Genomic DNA, 23,163 nt, shown 5'->3' with positions numbered 1-23,163 from the left:
GTATGGGGTCTGCGTGGGCCGCGCACCCTTCCTGGGTCCCCGGGCAGACCCGCCGAACCACCGGCCACGCGGCCGGCGGACCGGGGACCCACGAGTTCCTGGGGTGAATCTGCGCTCGCAGTAGGGCTCCTTCCGGCCCGAACCCGTCAGCTAACTCGGTAGGCGGGATGGAAGAACGGAGCCCGCCCCACTGTGGCGACCCTGCGCGACAACCCACTGCGGTACCGGTTGAACCCCCTCGGCACCGGCGCCCGTCTGCTGAGCACGAGACGGTCCCCGATGACCGCAGCGACCATCGGGACGGTGTTCGCGCTGACCCTTGTGGCCGGTCCGGGCCATGCGTCAGCGGCGCCACCGGACCCCTCGGGCAGTACCTCCCAGTCCTCGTCGGCCGTCCCTGCCCCGCCAGAGGAGGAGACCGCCCTCGAGGAGGCAGCACGACTGCAGAGCCTGGTCGATGCAGCTCAGGCCGAGGTGGACCAGGCGACCGTCGAAGCCGAAGCCACCGTCGAGCTCACCCGCCTGGCGACCCTCGAGCTGGACGCGGCCAACGCCGCGCCCACCGCCGCTGCTGCCGCGGTCCAGGCCGCCCAGGCCCGGACCGGTCAAGCCCAGACCGAGGTGGCCGCGGCCGGCCGCGCCGCCTTCATGGGCTCGGGGGACCTGGCGCAGGCCGGCCTGCTCCTGCAGGCCGATGACCCCGACGACCTGCTGTCCCGCGCCACCACCCTCGCGGTGCTGGCCGACCACCGCGCCGAGGACCTCGACGCACTCGAGCAGGTGCAGGACCAACAGGAAGCCGCTGACCTCACCGCCCGGCAGGCGGTGCAGCGACAGCAGGACGCGCTGGCTGCAGCGCAGGCGGCCGATGCCCAAGCCGCCGCCCAGCTGGACTCTGCCCAGCAGAGCTACACCCGGGCCGCCGGCGAGCTCGACACGCTGCAGCAGCAACTCCAGGCCGCGCAGATCGACGCCCTGACCGAGCAGGGCATCGATGACCCCGCGGCCGTCGTGGCCGCGCAGCAGGCCGCCGTCGCAGGCTCCGGCGGCGATCTGGTCGCCGGCCGCGTGACGTCCTGCTACGGGCCCCGCGGGGGCACCAACCACAACGGCATCGACATCGCCGCACCGATCGGCACACCCATCTACGCCCCGGACGGGGGCGTCGTCCTGGACGCCGGCCCCGCCAACGGTTTCGGCCTGGCGGTCTACATCCAGCATCCCGACGGCACCATCACCGTCTACGGGCACATCAACCAGTTCTTCGTCACCGCAGGCGAAGCCGTCCAGGCCGGAGACCTGATCGCCGAGGTCGGCAACCGCGGGCAGTCCACCGGCCCGCACCTGCACATCGAGACCCACGTGGGTGGCCTGTACGCCACCAGGACCGACCCGTCGCCCTGGCTCGCCCAGCGCGGGATCACGCTGGGTGGCCGCTGTGGATGACCGGGCGTCGAACGGCTGACGCCGGCTGCCGTGCTCGGACTCACGGTGGCCACCCCGACGGCTCGAGGGTCCACGCCCCTGGCCGGCCTGGCCAGCGTGCTGCCGGCCGTGGTCTCGACCTGGTCGACCCGCGGCCGCCCACGGCGCTGCACATGTGAGGTGGACGTCATGGGACACGACCACAGCCACGCACCAGCCCCTCGGGGCCACGCGGTCTCGCCCGGCCACCGGCGCCGCCTGGTGATGGTGCTGGCCACCACCGTCACGGTCTCACGCGCTGTCCGCCCAGTCGTCGTGGAGGAAGCAGTGCTGGCCGACAGCCACGGAGGACGAGTGCTCGACGCCTGGGGTGGGCGTCTGGGGGAGCACGTCGACACGGAGCACTGCACCTCCCGGCTCGAGTCCTCGGTGCACCGCGCCCACGAGGCCCCCGTCCACGACCGAGGACGACGACGACAACCCGGCCCGATCGGTCCTACCCGGGGGCCGGGGCGAGCTGGTCGATCCAGTGGTCAGTGACGATCGGCGATCCGCCGGGCTCCTCCGGTCGCCCGACGCCCACGCCGGGTCAGGTCCCCGGTCTCTCGCGCACCGCATGCGGCACCAGTGCCGGGACCAGGCGCACCAGGACCACCATGCCGATCAGCTCGACCAGGGTCTGGGTGACGACGACGACCGGCGCCAGCGCCAGTTCTGGTGGCAGAGCCAGAGCCAGCGGCAAGACGACCAGGGAGTTGCGGGTCGCTCCGCTGAACACCACTGCGCGCCGGGACGCCACGTCCAGGCCGAACGACGTGCCCACGAACCACCCCAGCGCGGTCGCGAGGAGGAGATACCCCGCGTAGAGCGGCAGCAGGATGACCAGTTGCGCCGCCTGGGACCGGACGGCGGCGGCCTGGGAGGCGACCACGACGAACAAGGTCGCCATCATCAGCGGCACCATCGCACCCAGCACCCCGGCCTGCAGCCGACGACCGCCCCGGTAGCGGGCAGCCAACGCCTGGGTGCCGGCCGCGGCGGCCAGCGGGATCACGATCAGGACGACGAACGCCTCGACGAACGGGCCGACGTCGACCGCCGCGACCCCGTCGCGGCCGAGGATGAGCCACAGGTAGACCGGCAGCAGCAGTACCTGGGTGACCATCAGCAGCGGGGCGGCGGCCAGCAGCCGGTCCGAGGCTCCGCCGGCCAGCCCGCTGAACACGATGACGTAGTCGATGCACGGGGTCAGCAGCACCAACAACACCCCGAACAGCAGCGCTGGCTCCCCGGCGACGAACCGGGACAGCCCGAACGCCACCGCCGGCACGAACACGAAGTTGACCACCAGCACCGCCAGCAGGAACCGCACGTCGCGCAGTGCCGCCCCGACCGAGGCGAACGGCACCCCGAGGAACGTCGCGTACAGCAGCAAGCCGAGCACCGGGTAGATGGCCACCTCCAGGAGCGAGGTGCCCGGCACGACCACCCCGACGGCCCCGCCGGCGGCGATCGCGGCCAGGTAGAGGCCGATCTGCCGGCGCTCCAGCCACGCCACCGCACCTCCATCGGCCATCAGCGCAGCCGGCCGAGAACGGAACCGGCAGAGAGTCGACGGGGGGCGGGGGCAAGGGTGAGCACGTCGTGCGACGGTAGAGGTTCGAGTCGCTGGAAGGTCAAGCCCGCCGGGGCGCCTACCGTCCAGGTCGTGAGGATCTCCGAGGTCGCCCGCCGCAGCGGCGTTCCGGCAACAGCGCTGCGGTACTACGAGACCCTCGGCCTGATCACCGCCGCCCGGGCGGCCAACGGCTACCGCGACTTCGACGACGGTGTGCTGACCCGGCTGGACCTCATCGAGGCCAGCAAGGAACTGGGCCTGCCCCTGCACGCCATCGCCGGGCACCTGGACACGCTGCAGACCCGGTCGTGCACCCAGGTCCGTGACGACCTGCGGCCACTGCTGGCCGATCGGCTACGCCAACTGCAGGCCAAACAGGACCGGCTCGACCGACTCGCCCGACGGCTGGCCGCCGCCGACGACGCGCTCGCCCGCTGCCCGGATTCTCAGGCGCACTGCCAGTCCGAGTGTGCGCTCCGCCAGAGCCCGGACGCCGTGCAGAGCTGACCGCACGGCAGTGAGCCACCACCTGGCGCCAGGTCATGAGCGTCCGGGGGTGGTCGGCACGGTACCGGTGGGGAGCGCCGCGAGCAGAGCTTCGGTGTCCCGGGGCAGCGGCCCCTCGGGGAGCAGCCCGAGCTGATGCAGCCGGGCACCGACGGAGAGCGCCCACGGTCGGTCCAAGCGGGCCCGGGCGAGCAGGGCGTCGTCGCCGAGGACGAGCTCGGGCTCGCCCTGCACCACCCGGCCGTCCACGACCACCGCGACCTCGTCGGCCCACCCCAGCGCCAGGTCGACGTCGTGCGTGCTCATCACCACCGTCGAGCCCCGGCGCTGCAGGCGGTCGAGGGCGGCGAGGGCCTCGGTCACCGCGGAGGGGTCCAACCCGGCGGTGGGCTCGTCGAGCAGCAGCACCCGTGGGCGCATCGCCACCGCACCGGCGATGGCCACCCGCTTGCGCTCCCCGTAGGACAGTTGGTGGGTGGGCCGGGCAGCCAGCCCCGTGACGGCGAGCAGCTCGAGGGCCTCGACGACCCGCGCACGGACCTCGTCCTCGGCCAGGTCCATGTTCAGCGGGCCGAAGGAGACGTCCTGCGCGACCGAGGCGCTGAAGAGCTGGTCGTCGGGGTCCTGCAGCACCAGCTGGACCTGCTGGCGGTGTGCCTGCAGTCCTCGGCGGGTGTGCTCCAGGGCTGCGTCGTCCAGGCTGATCCGGCCCGAGGCCGGGACGAGGGCGCCGGACAGGCAGCGCAGCAGGGTGGTCTTGCCCGAGCCGTTGGCACCCAGCACCGCCAGCCGTCGCCCCTCCGGCACGGCCAGCGACGCCCGGTCCAGCACCCTGCTGCCCCGGGAGTAGCCGACCACCACGTCGGTCGCCGCCAGCCGTCCGCCGCTCACGACAGGACCACGGTGAGCCCGCACAGGACGGTCAGCCCGAGCACGGTGCCGGCCAGGAACGACCGGGAGGACGGCAGCACCTCGGGCAGCACGCGCAGGTCGGTGGTCATGCCGCGGCCGGCCAGGCCTCCCTGCAGCCGGCGAGCCCGGTCCCAGGAGCGGGTGAGCACGGCGGCGGCCAGGAGGCCGGAGGACCGGTAGCTGCGCCGGGCCGTGGAGTACCCGAGTCGGGACGTCTGCGCCTCGCGGATCGTGCGCATGCTGATCAGGAGGACGAACAGCAGTCGGTAGATCATCGACGCCACCTCCACGACCGCGGCGGGCACCCGGGCCCGGCGCAGCGCCGGCAGCAGGTCCGACACGGGGGTGGTGGTGGCCAGCAGCATGACCGCGGCGCCGCCGGCCAGCGCATGCCCGACCAGCGCGCCTCCGGTCGCCGCTGCATCCGGCGCCCAGCCGATGCCGTCGGTGGACACCTGCACGACCGCGGTGACGGCGCCGACGGCGACGAAGGCCAGCGGCAGGCGCACCGCCCGCCCGAACACCCGGGCCGGGACCCGCGCCGGGCCCAGGGCCAGGCCGACAGCTGTGAGCCCGACCAGCAGGGAGCCCGGCCAGACCGGGAGCACCAGGGCGCACAGCACCAACCCCAGGGTCAGCAGCAGCTTGTCGCCGACCGCCCGGGGCCGCCAGGTGCTGGCCCAGGCTGCGTCGTCGACGGCCAGGCCGGTCACGGGGTGGTGTCGGCGGGCCCGCTGGTCGGTGCCTCGGCCGTCGCTCGGGACCGCCGCCCGCGCAACCGGCCCAGCACATACCCCAGCACGCCGCCGCCGAGCGCGGCCTGCAGGGCGAACAGCCCGGACTCGACCTCGCTGGAACCGGGGGAGAAGACGGAGTCGAACCACGGCTCGTAGCCCGGGTTGCTGGCCTGGATCTCCGCGGTGGCCACGCTGTCGGTCCCGGCGTAGTCGCTGGGGGCGCCCAACACCAGCGGCAGGGCGAACAGCGCCACGACGGACGCGACCAGGGCGAGGGTGACCCACGTACGCCGGGTCATCGGGTCGCCTCGTCGGTGGGCTGCGGCCGCAGGACACCCAGCCGCTCCAGCTCCGGGCGGGCGTTGACGGTCAGCACACGGAACAGCAGCACGCCCAGGAACCCCTCGGCGACGGCCAGCGGCACCTGGGTGACGGCGAAGACCCCGAGGAACTTCACCGCGGCACCGAGGAAGCCGCTCTCGGCGTCGGGGAAGGCCAGTGCGAGCTGCAGCGAGGTCGTCACGTAGGTCGACAGGTCCGCGATCATCATGCCCGCGAACACCCCGACCAGCAGGTTGCCCGAGGCGCGGCGGGCCAGCCGATAGGTGCCGTACCCCGCCCACGGTCCGACGACGGCCATGGAGAAGGCGTTGGCCCCCAGGGTGGTGAGTCCGCCGTGGGCCAGCAGGAGGGCCTGGAACAGCAGCACCACCGTGCCCAGCAGGGCCATCACCGGTGGCCGGAAGAGGATCGCGCCCACCCCGGTGCCGGTGGGGTGCGACGACGAGCCCGTCACCGAGGGCAGCTTGATCGCGCTGAGCACGAACGTGAAGGCACCCGCGGCGCCCAGCAGCAGCGTGGACTCCGGGTTCTCCCTCACCTCCTTGACAACGGCGCGTGCCCCGTGGACGACGAAGGGCGCCGCGGCGATGGTCCAGCCGATCGCGTGGGCCGGGGGCAGGAAGCCCTCAGCGATGTGCACGGAGCACCACAGCCGGGGCGAGCAGGGCAGGAGTCAGCACGGGGTCGGTCCTCTCCCGGGTGTCCACGCCCGGAATCGCAGGGACGACGGCTGGAGTCTCCTGGCTCCCGGATCGGCACCCGTCCCCGACCTTCCCGGCCCAGGGCCAGTGGTCGAGCGTGGGGACGGACTCCCCGGACACAGTGGCGGGACCGCGCCGGGATCGCACCGGGCTTCCTCCACTGCCGTCGTGGTCACCACAGCACACCACACCCGCCACCACCCGGACAGGGCCCGGGTGCTGCTCGAACGGTTGTGCAGATACGTGCTCAGCAGGTTGGTCAGGCCCCGTCGGGCCACGGAGCGAGCGGGTCAGCTGCTCGAGGGATGAGGCTGCATGTCGGGCTCGGTGGCACCCCGGCCGTCCACACCGACTTCACCTGAGGTCGCAACCCTTGAGATCGGACTCGCCGAGCCCGGTGCACTGCTCAGCACCGGACCTGCCCCGGGGGTCAGCGGCAGCAGGCGTCGGCGCCTTCGGGTGTGAGGGCGGCGAGGGTGGCGAGGGTCTTGACGGGGCCGGCGAGGGCTTCGCAGCACAGGGCGTAGACGTTGCTGCGGCCGCGGGGGGTGACGGTGACCAGGCCTTCCTCGCGGAGGGGGGCGAGGTGGTGGCTGACGAGGGTCTGGCCCATGCCGCTGGCGTCGGTGAGTTCGCGGACGGTGGCCGGCCCTTCGGCGAGCAGGAGGACCAGGTGCAGTCGGTTGGGGTCGCCCAGGGCCTTGAGCTGGGGGGCGAGCAGGCGTGCGCGGTCGGCGGGTGAGGTGAGCTCGTCGACACCGAGCAGGCGCACGTCCAGGTCCTGGGTCACGCACCGAGTATTGCACCTGTTGTTGTCAACAGCATCCGCTGTTACGTTTGGTTCATGAGCGCATCCGCCACCGCAGAGCTCCCCGTCGTCGTCATCGGTGCCGGCCCGGTCGGGCTGGCCGCCGCCGCGCACCTGCTCGAGCGCGGCCTGGAGCCGCTGGTGCTGGAAGCCGGTGACCGGCCGGGAGCGGCGGTGGCGCGGTGGGGGCACGTGCGGTTGTTCTCCCCGTGGGAGTACGACGTCGATGCCGCCGCGGCCCGGCTGCTGGAGCGCACCGGGTGGGAGTCCCCGGCCGCAGACGAGCTGCCGACCGGCGCCGAGCTGGTCGCCGACTACCTGGCCCCGCTGGCGGCAACGCTGGAGCTCGCGCCGCGGATCCGCACAGCGACCCGGGTGGTGGCGGTGACCCGGGTCGGGGTGGACAAGACCCGCGGCCTGGGCCGGGAGGGCCGGCTCTACCTGGTCCGCACCGTGCACGAGGGGGCCGTGGTCGACCTGACCGCGCGGGCGGTCATCGACACGTCGGGCACCTGGGGGCAGCGAAACCCGCTGGGTGCCTCCGGGCTGCCGGCGGTGGGGGAGTCGGCGGCGGAGCGGTGGTTGGTCGGGCCGCTGCCCGACGTGCTGGGCCGGGACCGGGCCCGGTTCGCCGGTCGGCACACCCTGGTCGTGGGGATGGGGCACTCGGCGGCGAACACGCTGCTGGCGCTGGCCCGGCTGCAGGCGCAGGAGCCGGGGACGCAGATCAGCTGGGCGATCCGGGGCCGGTCGCCGGCCCGGTTGTACGGGGGTGGGGACTCCGATGGCCTGCCCGCCCGGGGCCTGCTCGGCTCGGACCTGAAGGCGGCCGTGGCGACCGGTGCGATCACGCTGCACCGCGAGGTCACGATCGCCGACCTGACGCCTGCCGGGGACCAGGTCATCGTCGCCGGCACCGGCCGCGACCAGGCACCGCTGGAGCTGACCGTGGACGCGGTGGCTGCCGCGACCGGGTTCCGGCCGGACCTGGGGATGCTGCGGGAGGTCCGGCTGGACCTGGATGCCGGGCTGGAGTCCCCGTCGCGGTTGGCGCCGTTGATAGATCCGGACTTGCACTCCTGCGGCACGGTGCCCCCGCACGGGTACCGGGAGCTGACCCATCCCGACGACGGGTTCTTCCTGGCGGGCATGAAGTCCTACGGCCGGGCCCCGACGTTCTTGCTGGCCACCGGGTATGAGCAGGTCCGCTCCATCGCCGCTGCGCTGGCCGGGGACACCGCGGCCGCCGATGACGTGCAGCTGCACCTGCCCTCGACCGGGGTGTGCTCGACGGACCTGGGGGAGCGGGTCGACGCCGAGCTCGGCTTCGCCACCGGCACCGAGCACGGCCGCTCCGGCGAGGAGCTCGCCGTCGACGTGCCTGCCGCGTCCTGTTGCGGCAGCGCGCCGGCGGAGCCGCAGGCCGAGCCGGCGGGCGCGCGCCGCTGACCGGCCCCGCACCGACCGACGGCGGCCACCAGGAGAACCCCGTCCTGGTGGCCGTTGGCGGTGTTGTGCGTGACCGAGGTCGTCAGCTGGGGCGTCCTGTACTTCGCCTTCCCGGTCGCGCTGGCCTCGATCACCGCCGACACCGGCTGGTCGACCACCGCCACCACGGCGGCCTTCTCCGCCGGGCTGGTGGTGTCCGCCGTCGCTGGGGTACCGGTCGGCCGCTGGCTGGACCGGATCGGGCCCCGGCCGGTGATGACCGCCGGGTCGGTCCTCGCCGTCGCGGCCACGGTCGGCATCGCCACCGCCCCCACCCTGCTGTGGTTCGCCGCGGCGTGGCTGGTCGCCGGGGTCGCGATGGCCGCGGTGTTCTACCAAGCCGCCTTCGCCGCGCTGACCCGCTGGTACGGCCCAACCCGGATGCGGGCGCTGACCGTGTTGACCTTGGCGGCGGGGCTGGCCAGCACCGTGTTCGCCCCGCTGACCAGCGTGCTGCTCGCGCACCTGGACTGGCGCGCCACCTACCTGGTGCTCGCCGTCGTGCTGGCGGTGGTGACGATCCCGCTGCACGCCCTTGCCCTCCCCCCGCCCTGGCACCCGGCCATCGATCAGCCCGGCGCCGAGCGGGCCGACGTGCGCGCGGTGGTCACCAGCCGCCCGTTCCTGCTCTTGGCGACCGCGTTGCCCCTGCCGGCGTTCGGCCTGTCCGCGGCCAGCCTGACCCTGATCCCGCCGCTGACCGCCCGCGGCCTGGGTGCCGGGCTGGCCGCGGTCACCTTGGGCCTGCTGGGCGCCGGAGAACTGTTGGGCCGGGTCGGCTGGGCGCCGCTGACCGCCCGCACCACCCCGGCCACCCGCACGGTGCTGGTCGTGGCCGGCTCCGTGCTCGCGGTCGCCCTGCTGGCCACCGTGTCGGGGCCGGCGTGGTTGCTGGTGGTCCTGGCGGTGCTGGCTGGTGCGGTGCGCGGGGCGGGCACGTTGCTGCAGGCCACCGTGGTCGCCGACCGGTGGGGGACTGAGCGGTACGGGTCGTTGGCCGGCTGGTTCGCCGCCCCGATCACCGCCGCCTCCGCACTGGCCCCCTTCGGCGGGACGCTGATCGCCACTTGGGTGGGCGGCTACCCGGCGGCGTTCGCCGTCCTGGCCGGGGTCATCGCTGCCGGCGGGATCGCGGCCTGGGCAGGGACACCCCGCCAGTCCGCCGCTGCCGGGTCCCTCAGCGGGGCAGGCGACCGGCCAGATCCGTGACGCGGGCGGCGATGTCGTCGCGGACCAGGCGCATCCGCTCCATGCCCTCGATGCCGCGGGCCGACGGTTCGTCGGTCTCCCACGTCTCGAACACCGTGCCCGGCGCTGCGGCGACCAGGTCGGCGTCGATGCGGGCCTCACTGCCCAGGGTGACCACGACGTCGGCGGCGGCCAGCAGGTCAGCGGTGACCGGTTTCGGGGCGCCGCCGGAGATGTCGACGCCGACCTCTGCCAGCGATGCCACCGACTGCGCGTTCAGCTTGCTGCCCGGGTCGGTGCCCGCCGAATCCACCGCGATGTCGGGGGCGGCGGCGCGCATCAGGCCGGCGGCCATCTGGGACTTGCCGCCGTTGCGGGCGCACACGAACAGCACGGCGGTCATGCCGGCGCCGTGGCGGCCGGGGTGACCCCGAGGTCGGCGAGCAGCCCGCGGATCCGGGCCTCGATGTCGTCGCGGATCGGCCGGACAGCCTCCACGCCCTGCCCGGCCGGGTCCTCGAGCTCCCAGTCCAGGTAGCGCTTGCCGGGGAACACCGGGCAGGCGTCCCCGCAGCCCATGGTGATGACGACGTCGGAGGCCTGCACCGCCTCGGTGGTCAGCACCTCGGGGGTGGCGGTGGAGATGTCGATGCCGACCTCGGCCATCGCCGCGACCGCGGAGGGGTTGACCTCGTCCCCGGGCAGCGACCCGGCGGAGCGGACCTCCACGGCGTCACCGGCCAGGTGGGTGAGCCAGCCGGCGGCCATCTGGGAGCGGCCGGCGTTGTGCACGCAGACGAACAGCACGCTGGGGATCTCGGACACGGGTCGGCCTCTCAGCTCGGTACGGGGGCGGGTGCGAGGTCAGCGAGGAGGGCTTGCGCGCGGAAGTCGATGTCCGCGCGGATCGACCGGACCTCACCCACGCTGAGGCCGGCGGGGTCGCGGACGGCCCAGTCGGCGTAGCGCTTGCCCGGGTACACCGGGCAGGAGTCCCCGCAGCCCATCGTGACGACCACGTCGGCGGCGCGGACGACGTCGTCGGTGAGCGGCTTGGGGTACTCGGTGGCCAGGTTCAGGCCGATCTCGGCCATCGCGGCGAGGACGGCCGGGTCGATCTCGTCCCCGGGCTGGGACCCCGCCGAGCGCACGTGCACCCGCCCGGCTGCGTGGTGGGCCAGAAGGGCTGCGGCCATCTGGGAGCGGCCGGCGTTCTGCACGCACACGAAGAGCACCTCGGGCACTGTCTTGACCACCGCGCCCTTGGCCTGGGCCAGGGCGGTGAGCCGGTCGGTGGCGAACCGGCCGGTCAGGGCGGTGAGGTGTGTCTGCACCCGGGAGGTGCGGGCGAGCGCGGTGTAGGACTCGAAGACGTAGCGGTCGACGGTCTCCCGGGCGAAGACGCCGGTGAACCGGTCGGCCAGCTGGTCGGCGATGCGGTGCAGCGCGGCCTCCGGGGCCAACAGACCGCTGAGTGGCTGGCTCATGACGTGGCGCTCCTGGTGGAGGACAGCGAGGCGGATGCCGGGACCGTGGGGTCGCCGGGGAAGTACTTGCGCGCCGCCCACAGCGACACGTAGACCAGCGCAACCAGCACCGGCACCTCGATCAGCGGGCCCACGACCCCGGCCAGGGCCTGGCCGGAGGTGACGCCGAAGGTGCCGATCGCCACGGCGATGGCGAGTTCGAAGTTGTTGCCGGCGGCGGTGAAGGCCAGGGTCGCGGTCTTGGCGTAGCCCAGCCGCAGCCGCATGCCGAGCAGGAACGATCCGCCGAACATCAGCGCGAAGTAGGCCAGCAGCGGGACGGCGATGCGGACGACGTCCCAGGGCTTCGAGGTGATCGCGTCGCCTTGCAGGGCGAAGAGCATCACGATGGTGAACAGCAGGCCGTAGAGCGCGACGGGGCCGATCTTCGGTAGGAAGCGGCCCTCGTACCAGTCGCGGCCCTTCGTGCGCTCCCCGATGGTGCGGGTCAGGAACCCGGCGACCAGGGGGATGCCGAGGAACACCAGCACCGAGACCACGATGGCCCAGACGCTGAACTCCGCCGACGTCGTCGACAGGCCCAGCCAGCCGGGCAGCACCTGCAGGTAGAACCAGCCCAGGGCGGCGAAGGCGAGGATCTGGAAGACGGAGTTGATGGCGACCAGGACGGCGGCGGCTTCGCGGTCGCCGCAGGACAGGTCGTTCCAGATCAGCACCATGGCGATGCAGCGGGCCAGCCCGACGATGATCAGCCCGGTCCGGTACTCGGGCAGGTCGGGCAGCAGCAGCCAGGCCAGGGCGAACATCAGTGCCGGCCCCAGGATCCAGTTCAGGCCCAGGGAGGCCAGTAGGAGCTTGCGGTCCCCGGTGACCCGGTCCAGCTGGTTGTAGCGGACCTTCGCCAGAACCGGGTACATCATCAGCAGCAGCCCGATCGCGATCGGCAGGCTGACGTCGCCGACCTTCACCGCCTCCAGCGCGGTGTCCAGCCCGGGCACGGAGCGGCCCAGCAGCAGGCCCAGGGCCATCGCGGCGACGATCCAGACCGGCAGGAACCGGTCCAGGGTCGACAGCCGGGCCATCACCGGGGTGTCCAGGTCGGTGCCCGGGCGGGCGGTCTCGGTGACGGGGTCACTCATGCTGCAGGGCCTCCACACGACGAGCATCGACGTCTGTCGATGCAGAGGTCACTCTGCAGCAGGCATCGACAGGCGTCAATCAGTGCGCGACGATGGGCAGGTGAACAGCAGCCGAACGACCCCGCCGGCGCGCGCCGAGCTCCCCGTGCTGCCCGACGCGAGCTGCTCGGCCGGCCCGCTCACCGGCGGCATGGGCGCTGCCGAGGCCACCGAGCTCGCTCGGGTCCTCAAGGCCTTGGCCGACCCAGCCCGGTTGCGGCTGCTGTCCTTGATCGCCGACAGCCCCACGGCCGCGGCCTGCGCCTGCGACCTGACAGAGCCCCTGGGGTTGTCCCAGCCCACGGTGTCCCACCACCTCAAGGTGCTCGTCGACGCCGGCTTCCTGGACCGGGACAAGCGCGGGGTGTGGGCCTGGTACTCCCTGGTCCCGGGAGCCCTGCAGCGTGCGGTGGCCGGCGTGCCCGGCGTCGCGGAGCTGAGCCCGGCTTGAGCTCCCGCGAGCTACTGGGCCTCGCCGACGTCGTCTGCGTGCCCATGACCGAGGAGGACTGGCCGCAGGTCGAGGCCATCTACCGGGCCGGCATCGACACCGGCCACGCCACCTTCGAGACCGCCCCACCCACCTGGGAGGCCTTCGACGCCAGCAGGTCAGCCGACCACCGACTGATCGCCCTGCAGGGCGGGGAACCACGCGACGGCGCCGTCCTCGGCTGGGCCGCGGTGTCCCCGGTCTCGACGTGTGAGGTGTACGCCGGGGTCGTCGAGCACTCGGTCTACGTCGCCCCACACGCTCGAGGCAGAGGCATCGGCCGGCTCCTGCTCGATGAGCTGATCGCCAGCACCGAGGCGGCCGGGATCTGGACCATCCAGTCCTCCGTCTTCCCGGAGAACACGACCAGCCTGGCGATCCACCAGCGGGCCGGCTTCCGCACCGTCGGGGTCCGCGAGCGCATGGCACGCATGACCTACGGCCCGGTCGCCGGCCAATGGAGAGACACCGTCCTCATCGAGCGGCGCACAACCATCCTGTGACTGCATCGCTCACGATCCGCACGCCGAGGCCTGCCGCGGGGCGTTCCGCGAGCTCTGGACCGTGGGTGCTGGAGGACGGGTCCCGTCCGCAGGCGCTGACAGGCATCGTTCACTCATCTAGAACGTGCTCATGCAGATGCATGCTGTCGATCGCGACCAACGCGCATGAGCAGGTCATGGTACGGAGTCATCATCAGTCGCGCATGATCAACGCATCCAAGACCAGGTCGAACGGTTTCTGGTTCGAGTCCGGACGGGGGAGCCAGCACGACGGCCCCCGACCTGCCCGGGTCGGGGACCGTCGTCGTCCCGGGCGGACTGCTGGCCCGCGGTCAGACCGGATCAGCCGGGAGATCGCCCAGCAGCACGACGGCGCGCGCCGTGTCACGGACGGTGAGGCCCTGCTGGGCGGCGGTCTGCCGCAGGAGCTCCTCGGCCTGCTGCCCGGAGACCCCGCGCCGGGCCTGCAACCGCCCGACGGCCAGGGCCAGGAACGGGCCGGCGTCGGTGGGCTGCCCGTCGGCCCGGTGGGCGGCCGAGGTGGGCTCGGCGGCGGCGCGCCGCCAGGAGCCGGTGGTGAGCAGGGACGTCGCGCCGGTCAGCGGGCCGGTGCGGCGGGACGGGCCGGGGGTGGTCATGGCGTCGTCTCCTCGACGGAGGTCCGAGCGGCCGGCTGCACCCACCTCCATCCATGCAGTTCCGGCCGGTCCGCGCAACCCCGGGGAGCCGCGGTCAGCGCGCCGGCAGCCTGGCCTCGGCCGCTGCCCAGGCCACCTCGGACCCCGTTCGGGGCTCGTACCGGACGACGTCCTGGGTGCTGCGGACCAGCGCCCGCAGCTCGGCCAGGCCACCGGAGACCGACCCCAGCGCACGGGCCTGGACCAGCACGTTGCCCAGCGCCGCGGCCTCCACCGGCCCGGCGAGGACGGGCAGCCCGCAGGCTTCGGCGGTGAGCTGCATCAGCAGCGTGTTGCGCGCCCCGCCGCCCACCACGTGCACCACCTCGACGTCGGTGCCCGACAGCTCGGCCGCCGTCCGCACTGCGCGCCGGTAGGCCAGCGCCAGGCTGTCCAGGATGCAACGCACCGTCTGGGCCTGGCTCTGCGGCGGGGTCTGGCCGGTCTCCGCGCACAGCGCGGCGATCCGGGCCGGCATGTCGCCCGGCGGCAGGAACCGCGGGTCGTCGCAGTCGACGACGGCGGTGAACGCCGGCACCCGGGCCGCCGCGGACAGCAGGTCGCCGAGGTCGGCGGGCAGCCCGGCGTCGGCCCAGGTCCGCAGGGACTCCGACAGCAGCCACAGGCCCATGACGTTGCGGAGGTAGCGGACCGTGCCGTCCACCCCGAGCTCGTTGGTGAACCCGGCCGCGCGGCTGGGCCCGGTGAGCACCGGGGCCGGCAGCTCGACACCGACCAGCGACCAGGTGCCGCAGGAGACGTAGGCGAACCGGTCGGTCGCCGCCGGCACGCCGACGACGGCCGAGGCGGTGTCGTGCGAGCCCACCGCGGTCAGCGGTACCGGGCCGGTGAGCCCGGTCTGCGCCAGCACCTCGGGGGTGAGGACGCCGAGCGGGTCGCCGGGGGAGACCAGCGGCGGCAGCAGTTCGCGCGGCAGGCCCAGGGCGTCCAGCAGCGGCCAGGACCACTGCCGGGTGGTGGCGTCCAGCAGCCCGGTCGTCGAGGCGTTGGTGACCTCGGCGGACACCGCGCCGGTGAGCCAGTGGGCCAGCAGGTCGGGCACCAGCAGCGCGGTGCGGGCGGCGGTCAGCTGGGCCGTGCCGCGCCGGGCGGCGAGCTGGAAGACCGTGGTGAAGGGCAGGTGCTGCAGCCCGTTGACCTGGTAGAGGCGGTCGGCGTCGGCGACGGCGTGCACCTGGTCGACCCCCAGGGCGTGCCCGGCGTCGCGGTGGTGCAGCGGGTTGCCCAGCAGGGCGCCGTCGGCGTCCAGCAGGCCGACGTCGACCGCCCAGCTGTCGATGCCGACGCCGTCCACCGGGCCGCCGCGCCCGGCGGCCCGGAGGCCGTCGAGCACGCCGGTGAACAACGCGAGCACGTCCCAGTGCAGCTGGTCGCCCAGCTGCACCGGGCGGTTCGCGAAGCGGTTGACCTCGGTCAGCTCCAGCCGGCCCGGTCCCACCTCGCCGACCATCACCCGCCCGCTGGAGGCGCCGAGGTCGACCGCGGTCAGCCTCACCGCAGGAAGGCGGCGGCCACGCCGGAGTCCACCGGCACGTGCAGCCCGGTGGTGCGGGTCAGCTCGCCGCCGGTCAGCGCGAAGACCGCGTCCGCGACGTGCTCGGGCAGCACCTCGCGCTTGAGCAGCGTGCGCTGGGCGTAGTAGGCACCCAGCTCCTCCTCGGGGACGCCGTAGACCGCGGCCCGCTTGGCACCCCAGCCGCCGGCGAAGATGCCCGACCCGCGGACGACGCCGTCGGGGTTGATCCCGTTGACCCGGATGCCGTGCTCGCCGAGCTCGGCGGCCAGCAGCCGGACCTGGTGCGCCTGGTCGGCCTTGACCGCGGAGTAGGCGATGTTGTTCGGCCCGGCGAAGACCGAGTTCTTGGAGGAGATGTAGACGACGTCCCCGCCGAGGCCCTGCTCCACCATGACCCGGGCGGCCTCGCGGGAGACCAGGAAGCTGCCCTTGGCCATCACGTCGTGCTGCAGGTCCCAGTCCCGCTCGGTGGTCTCCAGCAGCGGCTTGGAGATCGACAGGCCGGCGTTGTTGACCACCAGGTCCACCCCGCCGAAGGCCATTGCCGCGGCGGCGAACGCGGCGGCCACGGCTTCGCCGTCGGACACGTCCGCGGCCACCCCGACCGCGACGTCGGTGGAGCCGATCCCGGCGGCGGCCTCCTGCGCCTTCGCCAGGTCCAGGTCTGCGACGACGACGCAGGCGCCCTCGGCGGCCAGCCGCTGCGCGATGGCCTTGCCGATGCCCGACGCGGCGCCGGTGATCAGCGCGACCCGGGAGGCCAGCGGCTTGGGCTTCGGCATCCGGGCGAGCTTGGCCTCCTCGAGGGACCAGTACTCGATCCGGAACTTCTCGACCTCGTCGATGGGGGCGTAGGTCGACACCGACTCAGCGCCGCGCATCACGTTGATCGCGTTGACGTAGAACTCGCCGGCCACCCGGGCGGTCTGCTTGGTGGCCCCGAAGCTGAACATGCCCACGCCGGGCACCAGCACGACCGCCGGGTCGGCCCCGCGCATCGGCGGGCTGTCCGGGGAGGCGTTGCGCTCGTAGTAGGCGGCGTAGTCGGCGCGGTAGGCCTCGTGCAGCTCGCGCAGCCGGGCGGTGACCTGCTCCAGCGGCGCGGTGGGCGGCAGGTCCAGCACCATCGGGCGGACCTTGGTGCGCAGGAAGTGGTCCGGGCAGGAGGTGCCCAGGGCGGCCAGCCGGGGGTGCTCGGCGGACGCGAGGAAGTCCAGGACGACGTCGGCGTCGGTGAGGTGGCCGACCTGCGGCTTGTCGGTCGAGGCCAGCCCGCGCAGCAGCGGGAACAGCGCGGCGGCCCGGGCCCGGCGCTCGGTCTCGGGCAGCGGCTCGAGCTCGGGGATGCGCGCCCCGAACGGGTCCGGCCGGCCGTGCTCGGCCAGGAACGCCTCGGCGGTGCGGATGATCTCCAGGCTGTTGGCCTCGCACTGCGCGGAGGTGTCGGCCCAGGCGGTGATGCCGTGCCCGCCGAGCACCGCGCCGATGGCCTGCGGGTTGGCCTCGGCGAGCGCGGCGATGTCCAGACCCAGCTGGAAGCCCGGACGGCGCCACGGCACCCACACCACGCGGTCGCCGAAGCAGCGGCGGGTCAGCTCCTCGCCGTCCGCGGCGGTGGCCAGCGCGATGCCGGAGTCGGGGTGCAGGTGGTCCACGTGTGCGGCGCGCACCAGACCGTGCATGGCGGTGTCGATGGACGGCGCCGCCCCGCCCCGGCCGTGCAGGCAGTAGTCGAACGCGGCGACCATCTCGTCCTCGCGCTCGACGCCGGGGTAGACGTCGACCAGCGCCCGGAGGCGATCCAGCCGCAGGACGGCGAGGCCGGGCTCGGTGAGGGTGCCCAGGTCGCCGCCGGAGCCCTTGACCCACAGCAGCTCGACGGGCTGCCCGGTGACCGGGTCGGTGTCGGTGCCGACGGCGGAGGTGTTGCCGCCGGCGTAGTTGGTGGTGCGGGGGTCGGCGCCCAGCGCGTTGGAGCGCTGCAGCAGCTCGCTGACCACGGGGTTCGTCACGTCGTCGTCCTCAGGTAGGTGGGGGGGGTGGGGGCTGGACCGGCTGGGGTTCAGGCGCCCCAGGAGGCCTGCGTGCCGCCGACCCGGTCGGCGGCGAGCCGGTCCTGGTGACCGGAGGCGGCGTAGGCGGCGTTGGGGTCGGGGTGCAGGCCGGCGGACTCGCGGAGCTCGGCGAGCAGCGGGCGGACGTCGGTGGCGAAGGCGTCGGTGAGCGCGGCGTGCGCGCCGAGCACGTCACCGGCCTGCTGGGCGGCGTGCAGCGCGTCCCGGTCGACCAGCAGCGCCTTGGCCGTGGCCTCCTGCACGTTGGTGACCGAGCGGATCTGGCCGGGGATCTTGGGCTCGATGTTGTGGCACTGGTCCAACATGAAGTTCACGCCGGCCGTGCCGTCCCCCGCCCGCCCCAGGGCGTCGGCCTCGACGATCTCGTTCATGATGCGGAACAGCTGGAACGGGTCGGCCGCGCCGACGATCAGGTCGTCGTCGCCGTAGTTGCGGCTGTTGAAGTCGAAGGCGCCCAGCCGGCCCACCCGCAGCAGCTGCATGACGATGAACTCGATGTTGGTGCTGGGCGCGTGGTGGCCGGTGTCCAGCACGACCTGCGCCTGGTCGCCGAGGGCCAGGCAGTGCACCAGCGAGGTGCCCCAGTCGGGGATGTCCATCGCGTAGAAGTACGGCTCGTAGATCTTGTACTCGACGAGCAGCCGGTGCTCGGGGTCCAGCAGCGCGTAGATCTGCTGCAGGGAGTCGGCGAGCCGGTCCTGCCGCGCGCGCAGGTCGTCCTGGCCGGCGTAGTTGGTCCCGTCGGGGAGCCAGAGCTTGAGGTCGGTGGAGCCGGTGGCCCGCATGACCTCGACGCACTCGGCGTGGTGGGCGATCGCCCGGTCGCGGACCGCTCGGTCGGCGTGGGTGAGGGAGCCCAGCCGGTACTCGTCGTCCTGGAACAGGTTGGAGTTGATCGCGCCGATGGCCACGCCCTGCTCGGCGGCGAAGGTGCCCAGTGCGGCGTAGTCCTCGACCCGGTCCCACGGGATGTGCAGGGAGACGCGGGGGGCGACGCCGGTGTACCGGTGCACCTGGGCGGCGTCGGCGATCTTCTCCCAGGGGTCGCGGGCGACGCCGGGGGCGCCGAAGACCTTGAACCGGGTGCCGGAGTTGCCGAACGCCCAGGACGGCAGCTCTATGGTCTGGGCGCGCAGCGCGTCGAGGGCGCGGGCACGGCGGTCGGGGCTGGTCACGGGAACTCCTCGGAGGGGACGGGGTGGGGGAGCGGTGGGGTGGACCGTCAGAGCGCGGCGAGCTGCGCGTCGAGGTCGAACACCAGGTCGAGCTGGGGCTTCCTGGTGCCGTCCCCGGTGCCGGGGACGAAGAGCGGGGCCATCGTGGCCTCCCACCGGGCGCTGACCTCGGTGGCGGCGACGGCGGCCTGGGCGGCGGCGAGGTCGGCCACGTCGGCGGTGCCGACGAGCAGGCCGTCCGGGCGCAGGAAGAGCTGGTAGTCCCGCCAGCCGGCGTCGGCCAGCGCGCGCAGCATGTCCGGCCAGACGGCGGCGTGCGCGGCGCGGTAGTCCTCGATGCGGTCGGGGCGGACCTGCAGGGTGAAGCAGATGCGGGGCACGCGGGGGACCTCTCGGGGAGCGGGGCGGGTGGTGCCCGGNGTGCCGGTGATCGCCCGGCGCACGGGGCGGGCGGTCAGGAAGCTGGTCATGGGTTCCCTCTCTGGGCGGCCGGCCGTCGGTGGCCGGTCTGTGGGTGGTGCGGGGTGGTGCGGGGTCGCGCGGGTGGGGACGGGAGGGTCAGCCCGGTGGCCGGGACGCGAGGCGTCCGCGGGCCCAGCCGGTGACCTGGGGGGCGACGACGGCGACGATCAGCAGCACGCCGGTCACGATGTTCAGCACGTCGCTGGGCACGTTGACCAGCTGCAGCGCGTTGCGGACCGAGGCCAGCAGGAGGGCGCCGGCCATGACGCCGAGCAGTCCGCCGGAGCCGCCGAAGATGGACACCCCGCCGAGCAGGATCGCCGCGATGACCTGCAGCTCGACGCCGGTGGCGTTGTCGGCCCGGGCGCTGCCGTAGCGCAGGGTCCAGTAGACCCCGCCGAGGGCGCTGACCACGCCGGCGGCGACGAAGAGCCACAGCTTGGTGCGGCCGACGTCGATGCCGCTGAAGCGGGCGGCGTCCTCGCTGTTGCCCATCGCGTAGAGCGAGCGGCCGATCGGTGTGGCGTGCAGGACGACCGCGGTGACGGCGACCAGCACCAGCAGCGGCAGGACCACGTTCGGGATGCCGGTGCCGCCGATCGAGCTGATCGCCCAGGTGGTCCACGACCGGGGGAAGTCCGCGACCGCCTGGTCGCCGAGGACGACGAACGCCAGACCGCGGTAGAGGGCCAGGGTGCCGATGGTGACCGCCAGCGAGGGCAGCCCGAGCCGGGTGACGAGCAGACCGTTCACCGCGCCCAGGACCGCGCCCAGCACGAGCACGAGCGGGACGATCAGCTCCAGCGGCAGCCCCTGGAACCACAGCCAGCCCATCACCGAGCTGGACAGCCCGACCGTGCTGGCCACCGACAGGTCGATCTCGCCGGTGACCACGATGAGCGTCAGGGGCAGCGCGATCAGGGCGACGACCGCGACGTCCAGCAGGAGGAACCCGGCGTTGCGGCTGGAGGCGAACCCGTCGACGGCGAACCCGGCGACGACCAGGAAGACCACGAGGAACGTGGTGATGACGCTGCCCGAGGGCAGGGTCCGGGGGGCGCGGGACGGGCGGGCCGGTGCGGCCGGACCGGCCGAGGTGTCAACGGCCACGGAGGTTCCTCCCTCGGAGACGTGCGGCGAGCCGGTCGGTGAGCGACTTGTCCAGCGCGATGGCGGCGATGATCAGGGCGCCGACCGCGGCGTCCCGCCAGAACGGGTCCAGCCCGAGCTGGGGGAGCGAGGTGCCGATCGTGGTGAGCAGCAGGGCGCCCAGGGCCGCGCCCCAGGCCGACCCGGTGCCGCCGGCGATGGCCACGCCGCCGACGACGGCGGCGGCGACCACGTTGAGCTCCAGCCCGGTGCCGGCCGTGGTGTCCAGGGTCTGGAACCGGGCGGCGTAGAGCACCCCGGCGAGGCCGGCCAGGGCCCCGTTGACCACGAAGGCCACCAGGACGCGGCGGCCGACCGGGATCCCGGACAGGCGGGCCGCCTCCGGCGCCGAGCCGATCCCGAACAGCTCGCGGCCGCTGCGGTAGGAGCGCAGGTGGATGCCGACGACGACGACCACGGCGATCGCGACCAGGAACAGCACCGGGATGCCCAGCACACGGGCGCCGCCGAAGTCCTTGAACCCGGTGGGCAGGTCGGTCGCGTTGATCTGCAGCCGCCCGCTGGTGCTGCCCCACAGCGAGTCCAGCCCGCGGATCGCGTAGAGCGTGCCGAGGGTGACCACCAGCGAGGGCACCTTGGCCACCGCGACGATCACGCCGTTGAGCAGGCCGCACAGCGCACCGACGGCCATGCCGGCCAGGACGGCCACGACGACCGGGGTGCCCGGCATGTTCGCCAGCAGGGTGCCCGTGGCGTAGGCCGACAGGCCCAGCACCGAGCCGACCGACAGGTCGACGTTGCGGGTGATGATCACCATCGTCTGGCCGGCGGCCAGCACCACGAGGATCGCCGCGGAGAGCATCAGGTCGCGGACGTTCTGCCCGGACAGGAAGCGCGGGTTGGCGATCAGGGTGATCCCGATCAGCAGGACCAGCGCGGCCAGGATGCCGAGTTCCCGGACGACGACCAGCCGCTGCAGGAGGGCGGCGCCGCGGCGTCCGGACCGCTCCGGCGGCGGGGTCCGGGTCGGCGTGGTCGTGGTGGCGGTCATGCCGCACCTGCCTGACCGGTGGCGGCGAGCATGACGGAGTCCTCGTCGGCGCGGGAGCGGGGGATGTCGGCGACGAGGCGGCCCTCGTGCATGACGAGCACGCGGTCGGCCATGCCGAGGACCTCGGGGAGCTCGCTGGAGACCATGACGACGGCCAGGCCCTCGGCGGCGAGGGAGGACATCAGGCGGTGCACCTCGGACTTGGTGCCGACGTCGATGCCCCGGGTCGGCTCGTCCACGATCAGCACCCGGGGCTCCGTCGAGAGCCACTTGGCCAGCACGACCTTCTGCTGGTTGCCGCCGGAGAGCGTGGCGACCGGGTCGCTGAGCCGGGCGGCCTTGACCTGCATCCGCTGCGTCCAGTCGGCCGCGGTGGCCCGCTCGGCGCGGCCGGTCAGCCAGCCGAACCGGGACAGCGCCCAGCGGCGGGTCAGCGTGGCGTTCCGCTCGACGGACAGCTCCATCACCAGGCCCTGCTGGCGACGGTCCTCGGGGACCAGCGCGATGCCGGCGGCCATCGCCGCGGCCGGGCTGCCGCCCTTGAGCCGGGTGCCGGCGACGGTGACCGACCCGGCGTCGTAGGCGTCGACGCCGAAGACGGCCCGCACCACCTCGCTGCGCCCGGCGCCCACCAGCCCGGCGAGGGCGACGATCTCGCCCGCCCGCACCTCGAAGGACACGTCGGTGAAGACGCCGGTGCTGCCCAGCCCCTCGACCTGCAGCACGACCTCGCCCGGGACGACGTCCTGCTTGGGGAACAGCTCGGCGACGTCGCGGCCGACCATCATCCGGATGACCTGGTCCACGGTGAGCTCGGACGTCGGGGACGTGGCGACCCAGGCGCCGTCGCGCATCACGGTGATCGTGTCGCAGAGGTCGAAGACCTCGTCGAAGCGGTGGGAGATGAACAGCACCGCGGCGCCGCCGTCGCGCAGCGCACGGGCGACGGCGAACAGCCGCTCGACCTCGACGCCGGACAGCGCCGCGGTCGGCTCGTCCATCACCAGCACCCGGGCCTCGAAGGAGATGGCCTTGGCGATCTCGACCATCTGCTGGTCGGCGATGGACAGCCCGCGGGCCGGTCGCGCCGGGTCGAGGGCGACACCGAGGCGCTCGAAGAGGGCGGCGCAGTCGGCGTGCAGCCGGGCCTTGTCGATCCGGCGGCCGGCGCCGAGGGGCTGGCGGCCCATGAAGATGTTCTCCGCGACGGACAGGTCGGGGAAGAGGGTCGGCTCCTGGTAGATGACCGCGATGCCGGCTGCCCGGGCAGCGGCCGGACCGTCCAGGGTGACCGGCTCGCCGTCCAGCAGCACCTGGCCCGAGCTGGGGCCGTGCACCCCGGCGAGGATCTTCACCAGCGTGGACTTGCCGGCGCCGTTCTCCCCGACCAGGGCGTGCGCCGAGCCGGCGCGCAGCTCCAGCCGGGCATCGCGCAGCGCGGCGACGGCGCCGAAGGACTTGGTGACGTCGCGCAGGGCGAGCACCGGGGCCGGGCCGTCGGCGGGCCCGGGTGGTGCCGCGGGGGGCGCTCCGGCCACGGGACCTCCTCGTCGAGATGGGATGGACGGCACCGCTGTGAAACGGTTCATCCGGTGTGTGGCGCAGACCATAGGAGGCGGCTGTGACGGGTGTCAAGCGTCACCGCCGTGGTGTCGGATCGGCTCCGCGAGCGGCCTGATCCGAGGTTGACAC

Annotated in this window: 24 protein-coding genes and 2 riboswitches; of the genes, 6 read left to right on the top strand and 18 right to left on the bottom strand. The window is 73.7% G+C overall.

Annotated elements, in window-relative coordinates:
- The first annotated feature begins 40 nt into the window (after nt 1-40).
- A riboswitch (cyclic di-AMP (ydaO/yuaA leader) is annotated at nt 41-179 on the top strand.
- Nucleotides 180-279: 100 nt separating this feature from the next.
- Nucleotides 280-1,446, top strand: a complete 1,167-nt coding sequence (locus LFA75_RS02810) for a peptidoglycan DD-metalloendopeptidase family protein (RefSeq protein WP_225232248.1) — start codon at nt 280-282, stop codon at nt 1,444-1,446.
- A gap of 568 nt (nt 1,447-2,014) precedes the next feature.
- On the opposite strand, the gene LFA75_RS02805 is transcribed toward LFA75_RS02810, so the two are convergent.
- On the bottom strand, nt 2,015-2,983 hold the full coding sequence (locus tag LFA75_RS02805) for an arsenic resistance protein (RefSeq protein ID WP_225232247.1): 969 nt from the start codon (nt 2,981-2,983) through the stop codon (nt 2,015-2,017).
- 150 nt (nt 2,984-3,133) lie between these two features.
- On the opposite strand from LFA75_RS02805, the gene LFA75_RS02800 reads away from it, so the two are divergent.
- Nucleotides 3,134-3,550 (top strand): MerR family transcriptional regulator, encoded by a 417-nt coding sequence (locus LFA75_RS02800; RefSeq protein WP_225232246.1) that lies wholly within the window; start codon nt 3,134-3,136, stop codon nt 3,548-3,550.
- A 33-nt stretch (nt 3,551-3,583) separates the two neighbouring features.
- Here the strand turns inward: LFA75_RS02800 and LFA75_RS02795 are convergent, their stop codons facing one another.
- The 5 genes from LFA75_RS02795 to LFA75_RS02775 form a co-directional block, all read right to left on the bottom strand.
- Complete coding sequence (locus LFA75_RS02795) at nt 3,584-4,441, bottom strand: energy-coupling factor ABC transporter ATP-binding protein (RefSeq protein WP_225232245.1); 858 nt, start codon at nt 4,439-4,441, stop codon at nt 3,584-3,586.
- Entirely contained in the window at nt 4,438-5,175 is a 738-nt protein-coding gene (gene cbiQ, locus LFA75_RS02790) for a cobalt ECF transporter T component CbiQ (RefSeq protein WP_225232244.1), read from the bottom strand. Before cbiQ ends, LFA75_RS02795 begins: the two co-directional genes overlap by 4 nt.
- Nucleotides 5,172-5,498: an energy-coupling factor ABC transporter substrate-binding protein gene (locus LFA75_RS02785; protein WP_225232243.1), complete on the bottom strand. Its 327-nt coding sequence runs from the start codon at nt 5,496-5,498 to the stop codon at nt 5,172-5,174. Before LFA75_RS02785 ends, cbiQ begins: the two co-directional genes overlap by 4 nt.
- On the bottom strand, nt 5,495-6,181 hold the full coding sequence (locus LFA75_RS02780) for an energy-coupling factor ABC transporter permease (protein ID WP_225232242.1): 687 nt from the start codon (nt 6,179-6,181) through the stop codon (nt 5,495-5,497). The genes LFA75_RS02785 and LFA75_RS02780 overlap by 4 nt, the downstream gene beginning before the upstream one ends.
- A 71-nt stretch (nt 6,182-6,252) precedes the next feature.
- Nucleotides 6,253-6,425: riboswitch (cobalamin riboswitch) on the bottom strand.
- A gap of 247 nt (nt 6,426-6,672) precedes the next feature.
- On the bottom strand, nt 6,673-7,032 hold the full coding sequence (locus tag LFA75_RS02775) for an ArsR/SmtB family transcription factor (RefSeq protein WP_225232241.1): 360 nt from the start codon (nt 7,030-7,032) through the stop codon (nt 6,673-6,675).
- A 54-nt stretch (nt 7,033-7,086) separates the two neighbouring features.
- Between LFA75_RS02775 and LFA75_RS02770 the strand changes: the two genes are divergently transcribed.
- Together LFA75_RS02770 and LFA75_RS02765 are read left to right on the top strand one after the other, a co-directional pair.
- Entirely contained in the window at nt 7,087-8,499 is a 1,413-nt protein-coding gene (locus LFA75_RS02770; protein ID WP_225232240.1) for an FAD-dependent oxidoreductase, read from the top strand.
- 69 nt (nt 8,500-8,568) lie between these two features.
- A complete protein-coding gene (locus LFA75_RS02765) occupies nt 8,569-9,747 on the top strand; it encodes an MFS transporter (RefSeq protein WP_225232239.1) in 1,179 nt (392 codons plus the stop codon).
- On the opposite strand, the gene LFA75_RS02760 is transcribed toward LFA75_RS02765, so the two are convergent.
- Genes LFA75_RS02760 through arsB form a run of 4 tightly spaced genes read right to left on the bottom strand, consistent with a single transcriptional unit; the run spans nt 9,716 to nt 12,352 of the window.
- The gene (locus LFA75_RS02760) at nt 9,716-10,129 is read right to left on the bottom strand and encodes an arsenate-mycothiol transferase ArsC (RefSeq protein WP_225232238.1); all 414 of its coding nucleotides are present in this window, start codon (nt 10,127-10,129) and stop codon (nt 9,716-9,718) included. The genes LFA75_RS02765 and LFA75_RS02760 overlap by 32 nt on opposite strands.
- A complete protein-coding gene (locus LFA75_RS02755; protein ID WP_225232237.1) occupies nt 10,126-10,551 on the bottom strand; it encodes an arsenate reductase ArsC in 426 nt (141 codons plus the stop codon). Before LFA75_RS02755 ends, LFA75_RS02760 begins: the two co-directional genes overlap by 4 nt.
- An 11-nt stretch (nt 10,552-10,562) precedes the next feature.
- The gene (locus LFA75_RS02750) at nt 10,563-11,213 is read right to left on the bottom strand and encodes an arsenate reductase/protein-tyrosine-phosphatase family protein (protein WP_225232236.1); all 651 of its coding nucleotides are present in this window, start codon (nt 11,211-11,213) and stop codon (nt 10,563-10,565) included.
- Nucleotides 11,210-12,352, bottom strand: coding sequence for an ACR3 family arsenite efflux transporter (gene arsB / locus LFA75_RS02745; protein ID WP_318249958.1), 1,143 nt, complete (start codon nt 12,350-12,352; stop codon nt 11,210-11,212). The genes LFA75_RS02750 and arsB overlap by 4 nt, the downstream gene beginning before the upstream one ends.
- A 100-nt stretch (nt 12,353-12,452) precedes the next feature.
- Between arsB and LFA75_RS02740 the strand changes: the two genes are divergently transcribed.
- Together LFA75_RS02740 and LFA75_RS02735 are read left to right on the top strand one after the other, a co-directional pair.
- Complete coding sequence (locus tag LFA75_RS02740; RefSeq protein WP_225232235.1) at nt 12,453-12,842, top strand: ArsR/SmtB family transcription factor; 390 nt, start codon at nt 12,453-12,455, stop codon at nt 12,840-12,842.
- Nucleotides 12,839-13,384 (top strand): GNAT family N-acetyltransferase, encoded by a 546-nt coding sequence (locus LFA75_RS02735; RefSeq protein ID WP_225232234.1) that lies wholly within the window; start codon nt 12,839-12,841, stop codon nt 13,382-13,384. Before LFA75_RS02740 ends, LFA75_RS02735 begins: the two co-directional genes overlap by 4 nt.
- 332 nt (nt 13,385-13,716) lie before the next feature.
- Here the strand turns inward: LFA75_RS02735 and LFA75_RS02730 are convergent, their stop codons facing one another.
- The 8 genes from LFA75_RS02730 to LFA75_RS02695 form a co-directional block, all read right to left on the bottom strand.
- A complete protein-coding gene (locus LFA75_RS02730) occupies nt 13,717-14,022 on the bottom strand; it encodes an ANTAR domain-containing protein (protein WP_225232233.1) in 306 nt (101 codons plus the stop codon).
- A gap of 94 nt (nt 14,023-14,116) precedes the next feature.
- The gene (locus tag LFA75_RS02725; RefSeq protein ID WP_225232232.1) at nt 14,117-15,577 is read right to left on the bottom strand and encodes a rhamnulokinase; all 1,461 of its coding nucleotides are present in this window, start codon (nt 15,575-15,577) and stop codon (nt 14,117-14,119) included.
- Entirely contained in the window at nt 15,574-17,610 is a 2,037-nt protein-coding gene (locus LFA75_RS02720) for a bifunctional aldolase/short-chain dehydrogenase (protein ID WP_225232231.1), read from the bottom strand. The genes LFA75_RS02725 and LFA75_RS02720 overlap by 4 nt, the downstream gene beginning before the upstream one ends.
- A 50-nt stretch (nt 17,611-17,660) precedes the next feature.
- The gene (rhaI, locus tag LFA75_RS02715; RefSeq protein WP_225232230.1) at nt 17,661-18,848 is read right to left on the bottom strand and encodes an L-rhamnose isomerase; all 1,188 of its coding nucleotides are present in this window, start codon (nt 18,846-18,848) and stop codon (nt 17,661-17,663) included.
- Nucleotides 18,849-18,895: 47 nt separating this feature from the next.
- The gene (locus tag LFA75_RS02710) at nt 18,896-19,318 is read right to left on the bottom strand and encodes an L-rhamnose mutarotase (protein ID WP_225232229.1); all 423 of its coding nucleotides are present in this window, start codon (nt 19,316-19,318) and stop codon (nt 18,896-18,898) included.
- Between the two features lie 88 nt (nt 19,319-19,406).
- Nucleotides 19,407-20,420, bottom strand: coding sequence for an ABC transporter permease (locus LFA75_RS02705; protein WP_225232228.1), 1,014 nt, complete (start codon nt 20,418-20,420; stop codon nt 19,407-19,409).
- Entirely contained in the window at nt 20,410-21,471 is a 1,062-nt protein-coding gene (locus tag LFA75_RS02700) for an ABC transporter permease (protein ID WP_225232227.1), read from the bottom strand. The genes LFA75_RS02705 and LFA75_RS02700 overlap by 11 nt, the downstream gene beginning before the upstream one ends.
- A complete protein-coding gene (locus tag LFA75_RS02695; RefSeq protein WP_225232226.1) occupies nt 21,468-23,009 on the bottom strand; it encodes a sugar ABC transporter ATP-binding protein in 1,542 nt (513 codons plus the stop codon). The genes LFA75_RS02700 and LFA75_RS02695 overlap by 4 nt, the downstream gene beginning before the upstream one ends.
- Nucleotides 23,010-23,163 lie beyond the last annotated feature (154 nt).

Origin of the sequence: Klenkia terrae (assembly GCF_900491935.1) — a bacterium.
Lineage (GTDB): Bacteria > Actinomycetota > Actinomycetes > Mycobacteriales > Geodermatophilaceae > Klenkia > Klenkia terrae.
Note: the sequence above shows the minus strand (reverse complement) of the source record. Positions and strands in the feature narration are given on the sequence as shown.